Source organism: Kitasatospora sp. NPDC033851 (assembly GCF_055576085.1).
Genome location: NZ_JBVIRL010000002.1, coordinates 357,055 through 370,931, shown reverse-complemented (window position 1 = coordinate 370,931; position 13,877 = coordinate 357,055). Strand labels below are relative to the sequence as shown.

Genomic DNA, 13,877 nt, shown 5'->3' with positions numbered 1-13,877 from the left:
CACCGTGAGCATCCTCGTACCCACCGCCCCGGACAGCGACCAGCTGCACCGCGACGCCCTGACCGTCCTGCAGCCCGGCTTCGTCGGCGCCGAGCCGCCGCGGTGGCTGCTGCGCCACCTCGCCGCCGGGCTGGGCTCGGTCGCGCTGTTCGACCGCAACGTGGTCGACCTCGACCAGCTGTCCGCGCTCACCCGGACGCTGCGCGCCGAGAACCCCGACCTGCTGATCGCCATCGACGAGGAGAGCGGCGACGTCACCCGGCTGGAGGCGGGCTCCGGCTCGTCCTGGCCCGGCAACCTCGCGCTCGGCGCGATCGACGACCCGGCGCTGACCCGGGACGTCGCCCGCGAGCTCGGCCGGGCGCTGGCCGCGGCCGGCGTCAACTACAACTGGGCGCCCACTGCGGACGTCAACTCCAACCCGCGCAACCCGGTCATCGGCGTCCGCTCCTTCGGCGCCGACCCCGAGCTGTGCGCGCGGCACACCGCTGCCTGGGTCGAGGGCCTGCAGTCGGCCGGCGTGGCCGCCTGCTCCAAGCACTTCCCCGGCCACGGCGACACCGCGGTGGACTCGCACCACGGCCTGCCGGTCATCGACGTCGACCTGGACGTGCTGCGGGCCCGTGACCTGATCCCGTTCCAGGCGGCGATCGCGGCCGGCACCAAGGCCGTGATGACCGCCCACATCATGATCCCGGCGCTGGACCCGAAGCTGCCGGCCACCCTGAGCCCGACCGTGCTGCGCGACCTGCTGCGCGCCGCCCCGGCCGAGGGCGGCCTCGGCTACCAGGGCCTGATCGTCAGCGACGCGATCGAGATGGGCGCGATCGCCGACACCTTCGGGATGGGCGAGGGCACCGTGCTGGCCCTGGCGGCCGGCGCGGACGCGATCTGCGTCGGCGGCGGGCTGGCCGACGAGGAGACCGTGCTGATGCTGCGCGACGCCATCGTGGCGGGCGTGCGGGCCGGCAGGCTCGGCGAGGAGCGGCTGGCGGACGCCGCCGCGCGGGTCCGGGCGCTGGGCAGCTGGGGCCGGATCTCGGCCCAGGGCGAGCGGCCGGAGCCGGACCTGGCGGTCGGCCTGCGGGCCGCGCGCCGGGCGCTGAAGGTGGTCCGGGCGCCGGGCCTGCTGACGCCTCCGGTGAGCGAGCGCCCGTACGTGGCCTCGTTCTCGGACGAGCCGAACATCGCCGTCGGCGACGTCACCCCGTGGGGCGTGGCCGGCATGCTCGCCGACCGCTTCCCCGGCACCCGCACCCGCGCGGTGTCGGCCGCCGAGGCGACCCCGGAGCTGCTGGACGCCCTGGTCGACGAGCTGGTGGCCGGCGCCGAGGGGCGCCGCCTGGTGCTGGTGGTCCGGGACGCGCACCGCTACCCGTGGATGTCCGCCGTGCTGAGCCGCCTGGTGGCGGCCCGCCCGGACGCCGCCGTGGTCGAGATGGGGCTGCCGCAGTCCGAGCCGGTCGGCGCGCTCTACATCGCCACCCACGGCGCCGCCCGGGTCTGCGGGCTGGCGGCGGTGGAGGTCCTCACCGGGCAGCCGGGAGCGGTCGGCTGAACCGACCGGCAGGACGCCACCGGCCGGGTCCGGGAAGGCGTCAGCCGACGGGCCCGTCATGCGCATGTCGCATGGCGGGCCCGTTCCGTTTTCCCGGCGTCGACCTGCGGATTCGCGGGGTGACCGTGTTCCCTCAAGTGGGCCTTAAATCCACCTTAAGTCCTACCTAGGGTGATGGTGCTGCGACTGGGTGCCACAAGCTACAACGGCTCTGCAACGGCCGTGGTGACAAAGGCTTTTGGCCGTTGACACCACCAGTGGTCTAGGCCAGAGTCCAAGCATCCGGTTCGAGTTTCAACCTCGCCGGATGTGGTATCGGCCCACCCCCAAGCACGTCGCCGCCCCCTGCCCGGACTCTCCGCTGCGGGCGCCCCTCACGCTGCCGGCGGGCATCACTTGCTCTAGAACACCCTCGGAGGACGGCGTGAAGAAGCGTCAGCTCGTCTCGGCGCTCGGGACCATGGCACTGGCGGCGGGCCTGACGGCCTGTTCCTCGTCGGGCTCACCGTCGGGCGACGGCAGGAGCGCCGCCGCCGACCCGAAGGCGGCCACCGGCATCGTCACCGTCTGGCTGATGGACGACGCCCAGAAGAACTGGCCCGACCTCGTCCAGCGGGTCAACGACGAGTTCGCCGCGAAGTACCCGAAGGTCACCCTCAAGCTCGCGTACCAGGGCTGGGCGGACAAGGTCACCAAGCTGGACAAGGCCATCGCCGAGGGCAGCGCCCCCGACGTCGTCGAGCTGGGCAACACCGAGACCATGAAGTACGTGCTGTCCGGCGCACTGGCCCCGGTGGACCGGACCACCTTCGAGAACGCCGACAGCTGGATCAAGGCGCTCGCCAACACCTGCACCTACCAGGACAAGCTCTGGTGCGTGCCCTACTACGCCGGCTCCCGGGTCGCCATCTACAACTCCACGGCCTTCCAACAGGCCACCGGCAACCCCGAGTTCCCGAAGACCGAGCCCGAACTGCTGGCCGCCCTGGACAAGATCGCGGACAAGAACAAGGCGGACAGGACCTTCTCCCCGCTCTACCTGCCCGGCCCGTACTGGTATGCGGCGATGAGCTACGTGGCCGCGTCCGGCGGCAGCATCGCCAAGTTCGACAGCGCCGGCAACTGGCACGGCACCCTGCACGACCCCAAGTCCCAGGAGGGCATCGGCCACTTCGCCGACCTGGTGCGCCGGTACAACAAGGGCGACCTGACGGTGAACGAGCAGAACCAGTACGAGGCGATGGCCCGCGGACACGCCGCCTCCTTCTACGGCAACGGCTACGAGGCGGCCGGCGTCACCGCGCCGGTCACCGGCGACGCGAGCCTCAAGGACGCCGTCAAGGTGGCCACCATGCCCGGCCCGGACGGCAAGCCGCTGCCGACCTTCATCGGCGGCTCCGACCTCGCCGTCACCGCCAAGTCCCCGTCGGTGGCGCTGGCGACCGACTGGGTCCGGATGTTCACCAGCACCAAGTCCGAGCAGGCGCTGGCCGACAAGGACATCCTGCCGAACAACCTCACCCAGCTGAACCAGCTGAAGAACAAGCCGTCCACCGCCGCCGCGGCCAACGCCGTCCCGGACGCCTGGTTCACCCCGCTGGCCCCCGGCTGGGGCGCGGTCGAGAAGCAGAAGATCATCCCCGACATGCTGACCGCGATCCTCAAGGGCAAGTCGGTGGACCAGGCCACCAAGGAGGCCGACGCCGCGATCGACCAGCTGATCAACAAGGCGTCCTGACCCGCGTGCGCCGGGGCACCGGGAGGTGCCCCGGGACAGGCGCGCCCGTAGGATTGCGGGGCACGAAGAACCGCAGCGAGTGTGCGGACTCGCCGCCGTAGAGGTCCCCCGTCGGGCAGCCGCCCGGGCGGGGTCGAACCATCTCATCGGAGGCAGACCCAGATGTCCGACCCGCAGACTGTTTCCGTCCCCGGCCGGATCATGGCGGCGGAGATGGCCGAGCAGCCGGCCGTCCTCCAGCGCATCCTCGACGAGGGCGCCCCGAAGATCCGCGAGATCGCGGCCGAGATCGCCACCCGCAACCCGCGCTTCGTCCTGCTCACCGCGCGCGGCACGTCCGACAACGCCGCGCTGTACGCCAAGTACCTGGTCGAGATCCTGCTCGGCAAGCCGGCCGGCCTGACCTCGATGTCCACCACGACCGCGTACGGCTCCAAGCCCGACCTCACCGACGTTCTGGTGATCACCGTCAGCCAGTCCGGTGGTTCGCCGGACCTGGTGGCCTCCACCAAGGCCGCCCGCGAGGCCGGCGCCATCACCCTCGCGGTCACCAACAACGCCTCCTCGCCGCTGGCCGAGGTCTCCGAGTTCCACATCGACGTGCTGGCCGGCCCGGAGAAGGCACTGCCAGCCACCAAGACCTACACCGCCGAGCTGCTGTCGCTCTACCTGCTGGTCGAGGGCCTCGCGGAGGCCTGGGGACACCCCCGGCCGAACGCCGGGGGAGACTCGGCCGCCAAGGAACTGCCGGGCCTGGCCGCCGGGGTGCTGGCCCGGCGGGCCGAGGTGAAGGCGCTGGCCGAGCGCTACCGCTTCGCCCAGCGCCTGGTCATCACCTCGCGCGGCTACGGCTACCCGACCGCCCGCGAGGCCGCGCTGAAGCTGATGGAGACCACCTACATCCCGGCCAGCCCGTTCTCCGGCGCGGACCTGCTGCACGGCCCGCTGGCCATGGTGGACAACGTCTCGCCGGTCATCGCGATCGTCCCGGACGGCAAGGGCGGGGAGGCCCTCCAGCCCGTGCTGGACCGCCTGCGCGGCCGCGGCGCGGACCTGGTGGTGGTCGGCCAGCAGGCGCAGGTCGACGCCGCCTCGGCGGGCTTCGCGCTGCCGGCCGGCGTGCCCGAGGAGGTGCAGCCGATCCTGGAGATCCTGCCGCTGCAGCTGCTGGCCTACGAGGTCACCATCGCCCGCGGCCAGGACCCGGACGCCCCACGCGCCCTGGCCAAGGTCACCGAGACGCGGTAGCAGGGGGTTACTCGGCCGCTCGCCTCCGAGCCGAGGGGCTCGGGGCGGGCCCGAGCGCGACCGGCCCCCGTCCACAGGCTGTGGACGGGGGCCGGTCCGCTGAGCGGCGGAACATGGTTCGGGGGACGGCCGGCAGCCGGAAAGCACTACGGGCCACGGCGCCGACACGGGACCCTCAACCCATGCGGCACCGCAGCCCGGAGCTGTCGTCGGGCACCGGGGACGATCGAGGACTGTGCGGGGTCCTCGCTCGGCGGCGTCCGACCGAGGAAAGGCCGCGCGCGGTCAGGGCAGTTGCGCGGGGGCCTCTCCTTGGTGCTCTTTCATTGTGGACTAGACCAATCTCGGTTGTCCAGGCCGCTCAGTGAATTGGTCTAAACAACTCAGGCCGACCCGGCACGCCCCCCGACCGGGCTCCGGCGAGCCCCCGCCGGTCCGCCCCGCCGGTCCGCCCTGCCGGTCCGCCGCGCCCCGCCCGGACCGGCGGCGCTACCCTCGCCATGTGCCCTCGCTGAACGAACTCGTCCGCCGCCACACCACCCTCACCGGGGCCGACGTGGAATGGCTCCACATGCTGGTCTCGGAGTGGCAGCTGCTCTCCGACCTCTCCTTCGCCGACCTGGTGCTGTGGATCCCCACCTGGGACGGCATCCGCTACGTCTCGGTGGCGCAGATGCGGCCCAACACCGGGCCGACCTCCTACCAGGACGACATGGTCGGCCACCTCGTCCCGCGCGGCCGGCGCCCGCTGCTGGACGCGGCCTTCGACGAGGGCCGGATCGTGCGCGAGGGCGACCCGGAATGGCGCGAGGAGGTCCCGGTCCGGGTCGAGTCGATCCCGGTCCGGCGCGAGGGCAAGGTGCTCGGGGTGATCGCCCGCAACACCAACCTGCTGACCGTCCGCACCCCCAGCCGGCTGGAGCTCACCTACCTGCAGAGCGCCTCGGACCTGGCCCAGATGATCGCGGCCGGCAGCTTCCCCTTCCCGGGCATCGAGCAGGTCGACATGGACGCCGCCCCCCGTGTCGGCGACGGCCTGATCCGCCTGGACGCGGACGGCATCGTCACCTACGCCAGCCCCAACGCGCTCTCCGCCTACCACCGCCTCGGCCTCACCACCGACCTGGTCGGCAGCCACCTCGGCCGTACCACCGCCGAACTCGCCCCGCCGTCCCGGGGTGCCGTCCACGAGGCGCTGGTGAAGGTGGCCAGCGGCTGGGCGCCCCGGCAGACCGAGGTGGAGGCGCAGGGGGGAGTGGTGACGGTGCGGGCGATCCCGCTCAAGCCCAAGGGCATCCTGACCGGTTCGCTGGTGCTCTGCCGCGACGTCACCGAGCTGCGCCGCCGTGACCGCGAGCTGATGACCAAGGACGCCACCATCCGGGAGATCCACCACCGGGTGAAGAACAACCTGCAGACCGTCGCGGCCCTGTTGCGGCTGCAGTCCCGCCGGATGGAGTCGGAGTCCGGGCGGGCCGCGCTGGACGAGGCGGTGCGCCGGGTCGGTTCGATCGCGATCGTGCACGAGACGCTCTCCCAGGCGCTGGACGAGCAGGTGGCCTTCGACGAGATCGCCGACCGGGTGCTGGCGATGGCGATGGAGCTGTCCCAGGACGGCCGGGTGGCGACCCGCCGCACCGGCAGCTTCGGCATCCTGTCCGCCGAGGTGGCCACCCCGCTGTCGATGGTGCTGACCGAGTTGCTGCAGAACGCCCTGGAACACGCGTTCGGTCCGACGGCCTCCGGGAACCTGGAGATCAGCGCGCTGCGCGGCCGGGCCCCGGCGACCGGGATGGGCTGGTCGGACAGCTGGAACGGCGGCGCCCGCCCGGAGGAGTACCTGCTGATCACCGTGCAGGACGACGGCCGCGGCGTGCCGGAGGGGTTCGACCCGCAGACCGCGGGGAACCTCGGACTCCAGATCGTCCGGACGCTGGCCACCGGCGAGCTGGGCGGCACCTTCGACATGGTGGCCGGCCCGAACGGCGGTACGAAGGTGATCCTGGAGATCCCGGTCCGCTGAGGCCCCGGTCTGCCGAGGCTCTGGTCCGCTGAGATTCTGCTGAGAATCCCGTTGCGAAGGTGCGTGGCGGGGGCGCGCGTCCGGCGGGCACGCCGGGTATGTGCTCCGCGCGCCGGTGTGCAGCAACAGAGCGCCGGTGTGCAGCAACAGGGCGCCGGAGCGCGGAAGGAGTGCGGAAACAGAAACGAGGCCCTGTCGACCGGGGGGGGGTGGGTCGACAGGGCCTCTCAACCCGTTCCGGCCGTCGGGGGGAGTCGGCCGGAACGGGGGCTCTGGGTAGTGCGACACCTCGCCGGTGCGTTGCACACGGTGAGCGCCATAGCTCCACAATATTGCTCTAAGTGAACAGTATCAAGTGCCTGGACAGGTCTGGTGTCGCCGGACCGAGTCGAGCAAGGTCCTTTGTGTGGAAGGCTTCACCAGGAGGTGCAGGGAAGCCTTTGATCATGTGTTGATCGGTACTGCGATCACTGCTGTGTCACTGCTGGTGCTACGCGGTGTGATCAGCGCGATCAGGCGGTGCGGGCGCGGTTGCGGGCGGCGCGGCGCTTCATCGCGCGACGCTCGTCCTCGCTCATGCCGCCCCAGACGCCGGCGTCCTGGCCGGTCTCGAGGGCCCACTGGAGACACTGCTCCATGACCGGACAGCGGCGGCACACGGCCTTGGCTTCCTCGATCTGCAGCAGAGCAGGACCGGTGTTCCCGATCGGGAAGAACAGCTCCGGGTCCTCTTCGCGGCAGACAGCGCGGTGGCGCCAGTCCATGGTCGTCCAACTCCTCCTGCCGACGGGGGTCACCCGACGACATAATCGATGGCTTGTGAATGTGAACGCTTTCACGAATCCCGCAACAGCAAAAGAGACCAAAGGCCTACCGGGCCCGGGTGGTCTGTGCTGGGGGGGATTCGGCGATTCGAGGGACACCCCGCGGTCGGCGCTCCGTGGTTCCGGAGTTGCCGTCGCTGCGATGTGTCCCGATCGCCATGTAGAGGTTCGCAAACCTCGGGCTCGGATACAACCCCCTTCGGGGAGGAATTTTTGATTCTTCGGTGTCGCCTAGCTCACAGCCAGTACTTCTATGGAGTGAAGGGGGCTTGTGCGTTCGAGAAGAAGGGCGAACCCCACTTCCGGTCACACAATCACACGCAGTGCCCGCCGTACGCCTGTGAAACTGACGCGACTCCTGTCCCCAAGATGGTCGCCGTCGACCTGGAACGGGGTCGGTTCCTCTGAAACCAAGGTGAAGTGTCGGACGTCGTGGTAGGAGACGACGTGCTTCCCGGACGGGCCGGCCGGCGGTGCGCCATCGCTCGAAGGGGCGTGCGACCGCAGGATCTGACGGATCGTTCGAGCTGTACCGAACGCCGTCATTCGGGTGATCCCGAAGACGTCGAGATCCGTGTCGAAGGAGGCGAGCGGTGAGGGATAGACCGGACGGTTGCCGAGGAACGTCCACGGCGAGGTGTTGCTGACTATCGACAGCACGAGCCCCGGAACGGCCTCGTGGCCCGGCAGCTCAAGGGAAACCGGGCCGGATCGGCGGTGCTCACGCTGGGTGAAGTAGTGCCGGATCGCCTGCTTGACGTAGAGGGCGTGGGTGGACCTGTGCCCGGCCCGGCGCTGCTCCTCGACCCGGCCGACCACACCGGCGTCGAAGCCGAGCCCGGCGGTGAAGGTGAACCAGCGGTCCGGCAGCCCGTCGCTCATCGCCTTGCCCAGCCCGATCGGGCGCTCCCGCTTGCCCTCCAGCGCGTGCAGCAGGGCGCCGGTGGCCTCCACCGGGTCGTTGGGCAGGCCCAGCGCGCGGGCGAACACATTGGTCGAACCGCCCGGCACCACGGCCAGTCGCGGGACCTTCTCGCCCGGGCCGTGCGCCAGCAGCCCGTTCACCACTTCGTTGACGGTGCCGTCGCCGCCCAGTGCCACCACCAGGTCGACCGTGCCGTCCTCCGCCGCCTCGCGGGCCAGGTCGCGCGCGTGCCCCCGGTACTGCGTCTCGGCCACCTCCAGCTTGAGGTCGCTGCGCAGCGCGTGGATCAGGACGTCCCTGGTCCGGCCACTGGTGGTGGTGGCCTTGTGGTTCACGACCAGGAGAGCGCGCATGGGGAAAGCCTACGGGTCGGTACGGACCAACCGGCGGCTACCCTGCTGGAGTGACCGCAGAAACCTCCGCACCCGTACCCGCGGCCGACTCCGGCCGTCCGGCGTCCCTGACCCTGGGCGCCGCCATCACCGCCCTGGAGGGCGCCGCGCTGGCCGTCGTCGGCGTCTGGGACATGGTGGCCGCACTGTCCGGCCAGTCCAAGCAGCTGGCCCTGAACGAGTTCGGCGGCGTGGTCATCGTGCTGCTCGGCGTGCTGCCGGTGCTGGCCGCCCGCGCGCTGCTGAAGGAGCGCCGCTGGGGCCGCAGCCCGGCGGTGCTGACCAACTCGATCTGCCTGCCGGTCGCCTACTACATGATCCAGAGCGGCGGCGCGATGATCGGCGTCGGCGTGCTGGTCGGCCTGCTCGGGCTGGTGGGCATCGGCTCGCTGCTGAGCCCGAAGTCGACGGCGGCCCTGTACGCCCCGTCCGAGGACTGAGCACGCAGGACCGCCGGGGGACCGGACGGCCGCGCAGCCGGAGCTGAGCGGCCGTCAGTCCTACTCCTCCACCAGGAGCTTCTCCCGCAGCTGGGCCAGCGTCCGGGCGAGCAGCCGGGAGACGTGCATCTGGGAGATCCCCACCTCGGCGGCGATCTGCGACTGGGTCATGTTCCGGAAGAACCGCAGCACCAGGATCTTCTGCTCCCGGGGCGGCAGTTGGGCCAGCAGCGGCTTGAGCGACTCGCGGTACTCGACGCCCTCCAGCGCCTCGTCGGTGGCGCCCAGGGTGTCCGCGACGGCCGGCGACTCGTCGTCGCTGTCCGGCACGTCCAGGGACAGCGTGGAGTACGCGTTGGCGGACTCCAGGCCCTCCAGGACGTCCTCCTCGGAGATCCCCAGGTGCTCGGCCAGCTCGTGCACCGTGGGGGAGCGGCCGTGCCGCTGGGAGAGCTCGCTGGTCGCCGTGGTGAGCGACAGCCGCAGCTCCTGCAGGCGGCGCGGGACGCGCACCGCCCAGCCCTTGTCGCGGAAGTGCCGCTTGATCTCCCCGACGATGGTCGGCGTCGCGTAGGTGGAGAACTCGACCCCGCGCTCGTGGTCGAAGCGGTCCACCGACTTGATCAGGCCGATGGTGGCGACCTGGGTGAGGTCGTCCAGCGGCTCGCCCCGGTTGCGGAAGCGCCGGGCCAGGTGCTCGACCAGCGGGATGTGCATCCGCACCAGCTGGTTGCGCAGCTCGACCCGCTCCGGCGAGCCTTCGGGCAGCCCGGACAGGCGGACGAACAGCGCGCGGGCGGCCTCCCGGTCCGGGGCGCCGCTGCGGTGCGCGCCCTGGGCGGGCACCGCAGGGGCGTGCGGCTCCGCCTCGGCCGTCTCCTCCGCCCGGTCCGCCGGATCCGGCGGGGGTACGGAGTCGGGCGTCGGCTCAGACGTCGGCTCGGTCGGGTGGCTCATCCGGTGGGCGTCCTTCGGGTGCGCTTCGTCGTTGGCGGCGAGGCCGGGAACGCTCGCCTGGGTCGGTACGGCAGGTCCCGCCGTCGCGAGGCCGGTACGGTCCAGATCACTCACGGCCATTCCCCCGTTCCGTTCCGGGAGCACCGGGGCCGAGGGCCCCGGAATCGTCTCGTTGGTCGTACCGCCCGGAGGCGGTACCGGGAGCCGCCCGCCGAGCCCCGGAGGGAGTGCGGTGGACGGCCCTTGCGCGGGTGCTGCTCGGTGCTGCTCGGTGCGGTTCGGCGCCCGGTCAGTGGGCGGTGGACCCGCCGCGCTTCTTGTGCAGGCTGATGGACACGGTCTTGTCCTCGCCGACCGAGGAGTCGACCTCGCCGGCCAGCGCGGAGAGCACGGTCCAGGCGAAGGTGTCCCGCTCGGGGGCCTTGCCGTCGGTGGTCGGGGCGGCGACGGTCACCTTCAGCGAGTCGCCGACCAGTCGGAATTCGCAGGACAGTACGGAGCCGGGCACCGCCTGCTGGAGCAGGATGGCGCAGGCCTCGTCGACCGCGATCCGCAGATCCTCGATCTCGTCGAGGGTGAAGTCCAGCCGGGCCGCCAACCCGGCCGTCGCTGTTCGCAGCACGGAGAGGTAGGCCCCCGCCGCGGGGAGCCGGACCTCCACGAAATCCTGAACACCGAGATCGCTGTCGATCTTGGACACCCTTGCCTCCTGGGTGACGCACTGTGCTTGCTTGGTACCCGCTTGTTACCCCTGCCGGCCACCCCCTAAAGGGGCACCTTGCCACCCCTTGTCAGGGGGCACCGGTTCGCGGGTCCGCCATCGCTCTGTCCTACCGCACCCGGTTCGGGAGTTACTGATGGTAAGGCATTGCGACGCAGGGTGGCAGACCCTTTCCCGGACTGTTCCGGTCCGTTCAGCGGCGGCCGGCGGAGGCGAGCGCCTCGTCGGTGAGCCGGTACACGGTCCACTCGTCCATCGGTACCGCGCCGAGCGACTTGTAGAAGTCGATCGACGGCTGGTTCCAGTCCAGCACCGACCACTCCACCCGGGAGTAGCCGCGCTCCACGGCGATCCGGGCGAGCTCCAGCAGCAGGGCCTTGCCGTGGCCGCCGCCACGCGCCTCCGGGCGGACGTACAGGTCCTCCAGGTAGATCCCGTGGGTGCCGCGCCAGGTCGAGAAGTTGCGGAACCAGAGCGCGAAGCCCACCGGCTCGCCGGTGCCCTCGTCCTCCGCGACCAGGCCGAACACCGCCGGGTCGGCACCGAACAGCGCCTCGCGCAGCTGCTCCTCGGTGGCCACCGCCTCGTGCGCGGCCTTCTCGTACTCCGCGAGCTCACGGATCATGGCGTGGATGACGGGGACGTCGGTGGCGACAGCGGTGCGGATCATGCCTGCGAGCCTACTGCTCGGGCACCGTCTCGTCCCAGGCCTGGATCGAGGTCTGGTCGACGATCCGCCCGTCCCGCAGGTCGGCCATCGAGGACATCAGCACCCGGACGCCGTCCGGATAGCGGCAGGACTCCAGGAAGGCGACGTGGTCGTCCTGGACGACCACCTGCTCCAGCTTGTGGGTCATCTCGCGGCCGTAGATGTCGCCCAGCATGGCGCCGATCTCCTCCCGGCCGTGCATCACCAGGGGGTGGCTGGGCTGGGTCTTGCGGTCGACCATGCGCAGTTCGGCGTCCTCCGCGTAGAGCGCCAGGAGGGCCTCGGCGTCGCAGCGCTCGATGCCCTCGCGCAGGGCGCGGGTGTCGAAGGCGGCGGGGGCCGCCATGGTGGTCATGATCTCGCTCCTCCGGTCGGGGTCCGTCGGCTCGTATCTCGAGCGTACGCCCGGCGCCGCGGACCGGAGCGGGCCGGATCCGGGCCGGTCAGCGGGCCGGTGCGGTGCGCAGGTAGTCGGCCAGGGTGGCGATCGCGGCGGGGTTGCGCGGGCTCTCCACCAGGTCGACGTAGTCCAGTACGAAGATCCGGCCGTTCCTGATCGCGGAGACGTCGGCCAGCGGCGGGAAGGACATGAGGAACTTCCGCTTCTCCTCGGCGCCCGGGGTCGCGTAGTCGTTGATCACGATCACCTCCGGGTCGCGCCGCACCACGCTCTCCCAGCCGGCGGTGACCCAGGTGTCGGCGAGGTCGCCCATGATGTTGGTCCCGCCGGCCTTGGCGATGATCTCGTCGGCGGCGGCGAACTTCCCGGCGGTGTAGGGCTTGTCCTGCCCGCTGTCGTACAGGAAGACGGACGGGCGGTGCCCGGGCTGCGGGACGGCGGCGATCCGGGCCCTGGAGTCGGCGATCAGCCGGTCGGCGCGGTCCTTGACGTCGAAGATCTCGCCGAGGTTGGCCAGGTCGGTGTAGAGCGCCTCCAGCGGGTCCATCACGCCGCGCTCGGCGCCCTTGCCGCTGCGGCAGGACTCGCTGAGCACGTACGAGTCGATGCCGAGGGCCTTGAACGCCTGCGGGGTGACGCCGGTGCCCTCGTCGAAGCCGTAGTGCCAGCCGGCGAAGACGAGGTCGGCCCTGGCGTCCAGCGCGATCTCCTTGGTGAGCCGCTGCTTGGAGAGCCACGTGGTCTGCTGGTAGCCGTCCTTCCAGGGCACCTGGTCGATCTTGCCCTTGTCGTCGGGCATGACGTAGCCGGCCATCCGGTCGGCGAGGCCCAGGGAGAGCATCAGCTCGGTGATGTTGACGTCGTTGGTGACCACCCGGGCGGGCTTCTGCGGGAAGGTCAGCCGGTCGCCGCAGTTCTCCACGGTCACCGGGTAGTGGGCGGAGCCGACGGCGGCCTCCCTCGGGGCGATCTCCGCTCCGCAGGCGGTGAGCCCGAGGACGAGCAGGGCGGCGGTGGCAACGGCCTTGGTGCGCACGGTGGTTCCTTCGGTGGGTCAGGCTTCGGTGGTTAGGGCTTCGGGCTTCGGGGGTCCGGGCTTCGGTCGTTCAGGCGTCGGGGGAGCGGTCGAGGCGGTCGAACAGCAGCTGGAGGGCGCCGGTCTCCGGGTGCCGGACCGGGGTGGCCCGGACGCCGAACACCTCGGCCAGCAGGGCGGGCCGGAGCACCTCGCCGGGCGGTCCGGAGGCGACGATCCGGCCGGCCCGCAGGACGTACAGCAGGTCGCAGTGGCTCGCCGCCAGGTTGAGGTCGTGCAGCGCGGTGAGCACCGTCGGGCCGGCCTCCCGGGCCAGCGCCAGGACCTCCAACTGGTGGGCGATGTCGAGGTGGTTGGTGGGTTCGTCGAGCACCAGCAGCCGCGGCTCCTGGACCAGCGCGCGGGCGAACAGCACCCGCTGCTTCTCGCCCCCGGACAGGCTCAGGAAGCCCCGGTCGGCGAGGTGTCCGGCCCGGACCTTGCGCAGTGCCCCGGCGCAGCGCTCCCGGTCCCCGTCGGTCGGGCCGCCGAGGCCGCGCCGGTGCGGCAGCCGGCCCATGGCGACCACCTCGGCCACCGTGAAGTCGAACTCGGCGGAGTGCTCCTGGGTCAGCGCGGACACCCGCCGGGCCGTCTCGCGGGCGGAGAGCGCGTGCAGGTCGTCGCCGGCCAGCCGGACGGCCCCGCCGGCCGGCTTCAGCACCCGGTAGACGCAGCGCAGCAGGGTCGACTTGCCGCTGCCGTTGGGTCCGACCAGTCCGACCACCTGCCCGGCGGCGGCCGCCAGGTTCACCTCGTGGACCAGCCGGGTGCCGGCCAGCTCCACCGAGACGGTGTCGACGTCGAGGTCCTGGGCCGTCGTCAGGTCGGCCGCGTCGGCCCGGTCGGTCGTGCGGGCCGCGTCGG

Annotated in this window: 13 protein-coding genes; 5 read left to right on the top strand and 8 right to left on the bottom strand. The window is 71.5% G+C overall.

What is annotated here, in order from left to right; all coding sequences use genetic code 11:
• Positions 1-4: 4 nt before the first annotated feature.
• From ACZ51D_RS04850 to ACZ51D_RS04835, 4 genes are all read left to right on the top strand, one after another.
• Positions 5-1,558 carry a glycoside hydrolase family 3 protein gene (locus tag ACZ51D_RS04850; RefSeq protein ID WP_465661229.1) on the top strand — a complete coding sequence of 518 codons (1,554 nt, stop codon included), beginning with the start codon at positions 5-7 and terminating at the stop codon, positions 1,556-1,558.
• A gap of 460 nt (positions 1,559-2,018) precedes the next feature.
• Positions 2,019-3,296, top strand: a complete 1,278-nt coding sequence (locus ACZ51D_RS04845) for an extracellular solute-binding protein (protein WP_465661411.1) — start codon at positions 2,019-2,021, stop codon at positions 3,294-3,296.
• Positions 3,297-3,458: 162 nt separating this feature from the next.
• Positions 3,459-4,544: an SIS domain-containing protein gene (locus ACZ51D_RS04840; protein ID WP_465661227.1), complete on the top strand. Its 1,086-nt coding sequence runs from the start codon at positions 3,459-3,461 to the stop codon at positions 4,542-4,544.
• Between the two features lie 502 nt (positions 4,545-5,046).
• Positions 5,047-6,567, top strand: coding sequence for a sensor histidine kinase (locus ACZ51D_RS04835; RefSeq protein WP_360505730.1), 1,521 nt, complete (start codon positions 5,047-5,049; stop codon positions 6,565-6,567).
• A 512-nt stretch (positions 6,568-7,079) separates the two neighbouring features.
• Here ACZ51D_RS04835 and ACZ51D_RS04830 read toward each other — a convergent pair.
• Together ACZ51D_RS04830 and ACZ51D_RS04825 are read right to left on the bottom strand one after the other, a co-directional pair.
• The gene (locus ACZ51D_RS04830; protein WP_014138019.1) at positions 7,080-7,331 is read right to left on the bottom strand and encodes a WhiB family transcriptional regulator; all 252 of its coding nucleotides are present in this window, start codon (positions 7,329-7,331) and stop codon (positions 7,080-7,082) included.
• 366 nt (positions 7,332-7,697) lie between these two features.
• Entirely contained in the window at positions 7,698-8,669 is a 972-nt protein-coding gene (locus tag ACZ51D_RS04825; protein ID WP_360505733.1) for a diacylglycerol/lipid kinase family protein, read from the bottom strand.
• A gap of 50 nt (positions 8,670-8,719) precedes the next feature.
• Between ACZ51D_RS04825 and ACZ51D_RS04820 the strand changes: the two genes are divergently transcribed.
• Positions 8,720-9,148: a hypothetical protein gene (locus ACZ51D_RS04820; RefSeq protein WP_360505736.1), complete on the top strand. Its 429-nt coding sequence runs from the start codon at positions 8,720-8,722 to the stop codon at positions 9,146-9,148.
• A 60-nt stretch (positions 9,149-9,208) separates the two neighbouring features.
• Here the strand turns inward: ACZ51D_RS04820 and ACZ51D_RS04815 are convergent, their stop codons facing one another.
• From ACZ51D_RS04815 to ACZ51D_RS04790, 6 genes are all read right to left on the bottom strand, one after another.
• Entirely contained in the window at positions 9,209-10,219 is a 1,011-nt protein-coding gene (locus ACZ51D_RS04815) for an RNA polymerase sigma factor SigF (RefSeq protein WP_465617566.1), read from the bottom strand.
• Between the two features lie 175 nt (positions 10,220-10,394).
• Entirely contained in the window at positions 10,395-10,805 is a 411-nt protein-coding gene (locus ACZ51D_RS04810) for an ATP-binding protein (RefSeq protein WP_360505742.1), read from the bottom strand.
• Positions 10,806-11,019: 214 nt separating this feature from the next.
• Positions 11,020-11,496, bottom strand: a complete 477-nt coding sequence (locus ACZ51D_RS04805; protein ID WP_360505745.1) for a GNAT family N-acetyltransferase — start codon at positions 11,494-11,496, stop codon at positions 11,020-11,022.
• Positions 11,497-11,506: 10 nt separating this feature from the next.
• Positions 11,507-11,890: a nuclear transport factor 2 family protein gene (locus ACZ51D_RS04800; RefSeq protein WP_465617568.1), complete on the bottom strand. Its 384-nt coding sequence runs from the start codon at positions 11,888-11,890 to the stop codon at positions 11,507-11,509.
• Positions 11,891-11,978: 88 nt separating this feature from the next.
• Positions 11,979-12,971, bottom strand: coding sequence for an ABC transporter substrate-binding protein (locus tag ACZ51D_RS04795; protein ID WP_465661225.1), 993 nt, complete (start codon positions 12,969-12,971; stop codon positions 11,979-11,981).
• A 70-nt stretch (positions 12,972-13,041) separates the two neighbouring features.
• Positions 13,042-13,836, bottom strand: a complete 795-nt coding sequence (locus ACZ51D_RS04790; protein ID WP_465617778.1) for an ABC transporter ATP-binding protein — start codon at positions 13,834-13,836, stop codon at positions 13,042-13,044.
• Positions 13,837-13,877 lie beyond the last annotated feature (41 nt).

What these genes read in the sequence shown, in the direction of transcription:
- ACZ51D_RS04845 (WP_465661411.1), top strand. Translation starts at nt 2,019, where the DNA reads ATGGCACTGGCGGCGGGCCTGACGGCCTGTTCCTCGTCGGGCTCACCG.
- ACZ51D_RS04840 (WP_465661227.1), top strand. Translation starts at nt 3,459, where the DNA reads ATGTCCGACCCGCAGACTGTTTCCGTCCCCGGCCGGATCATGGCGGCG.
- ACZ51D_RS04830 (WP_014138019.1), bottom strand. Translation starts at nt 7,331, where the DNA reads ATGGACTGGCGCCACCGCGCTGTCTGCCGCGAAGAGGACCCGGAGCTG.
- ACZ51D_RS04825 (WP_360505733.1), bottom strand. Translation starts at nt 8,669, where the DNA reads ATGCGCGCTCTCCTGGTCGTGAACCACAAGGCCACCACCACCAGTGGC.
- ACZ51D_RS04805 (WP_360505745.1), bottom strand. Translation starts at nt 11,496, where the DNA reads ATGATCCGCACCGCTGTCGCCACCGACGTCCCCGTCATCCACGCCATG.
- ACZ51D_RS04800 (WP_465617568.1), bottom strand. Translation starts at nt 11,890, where the DNA reads ATGACCACCATGGCGGCCCCCGCCGCCTTCGACACCCGCGCCCTGCGC.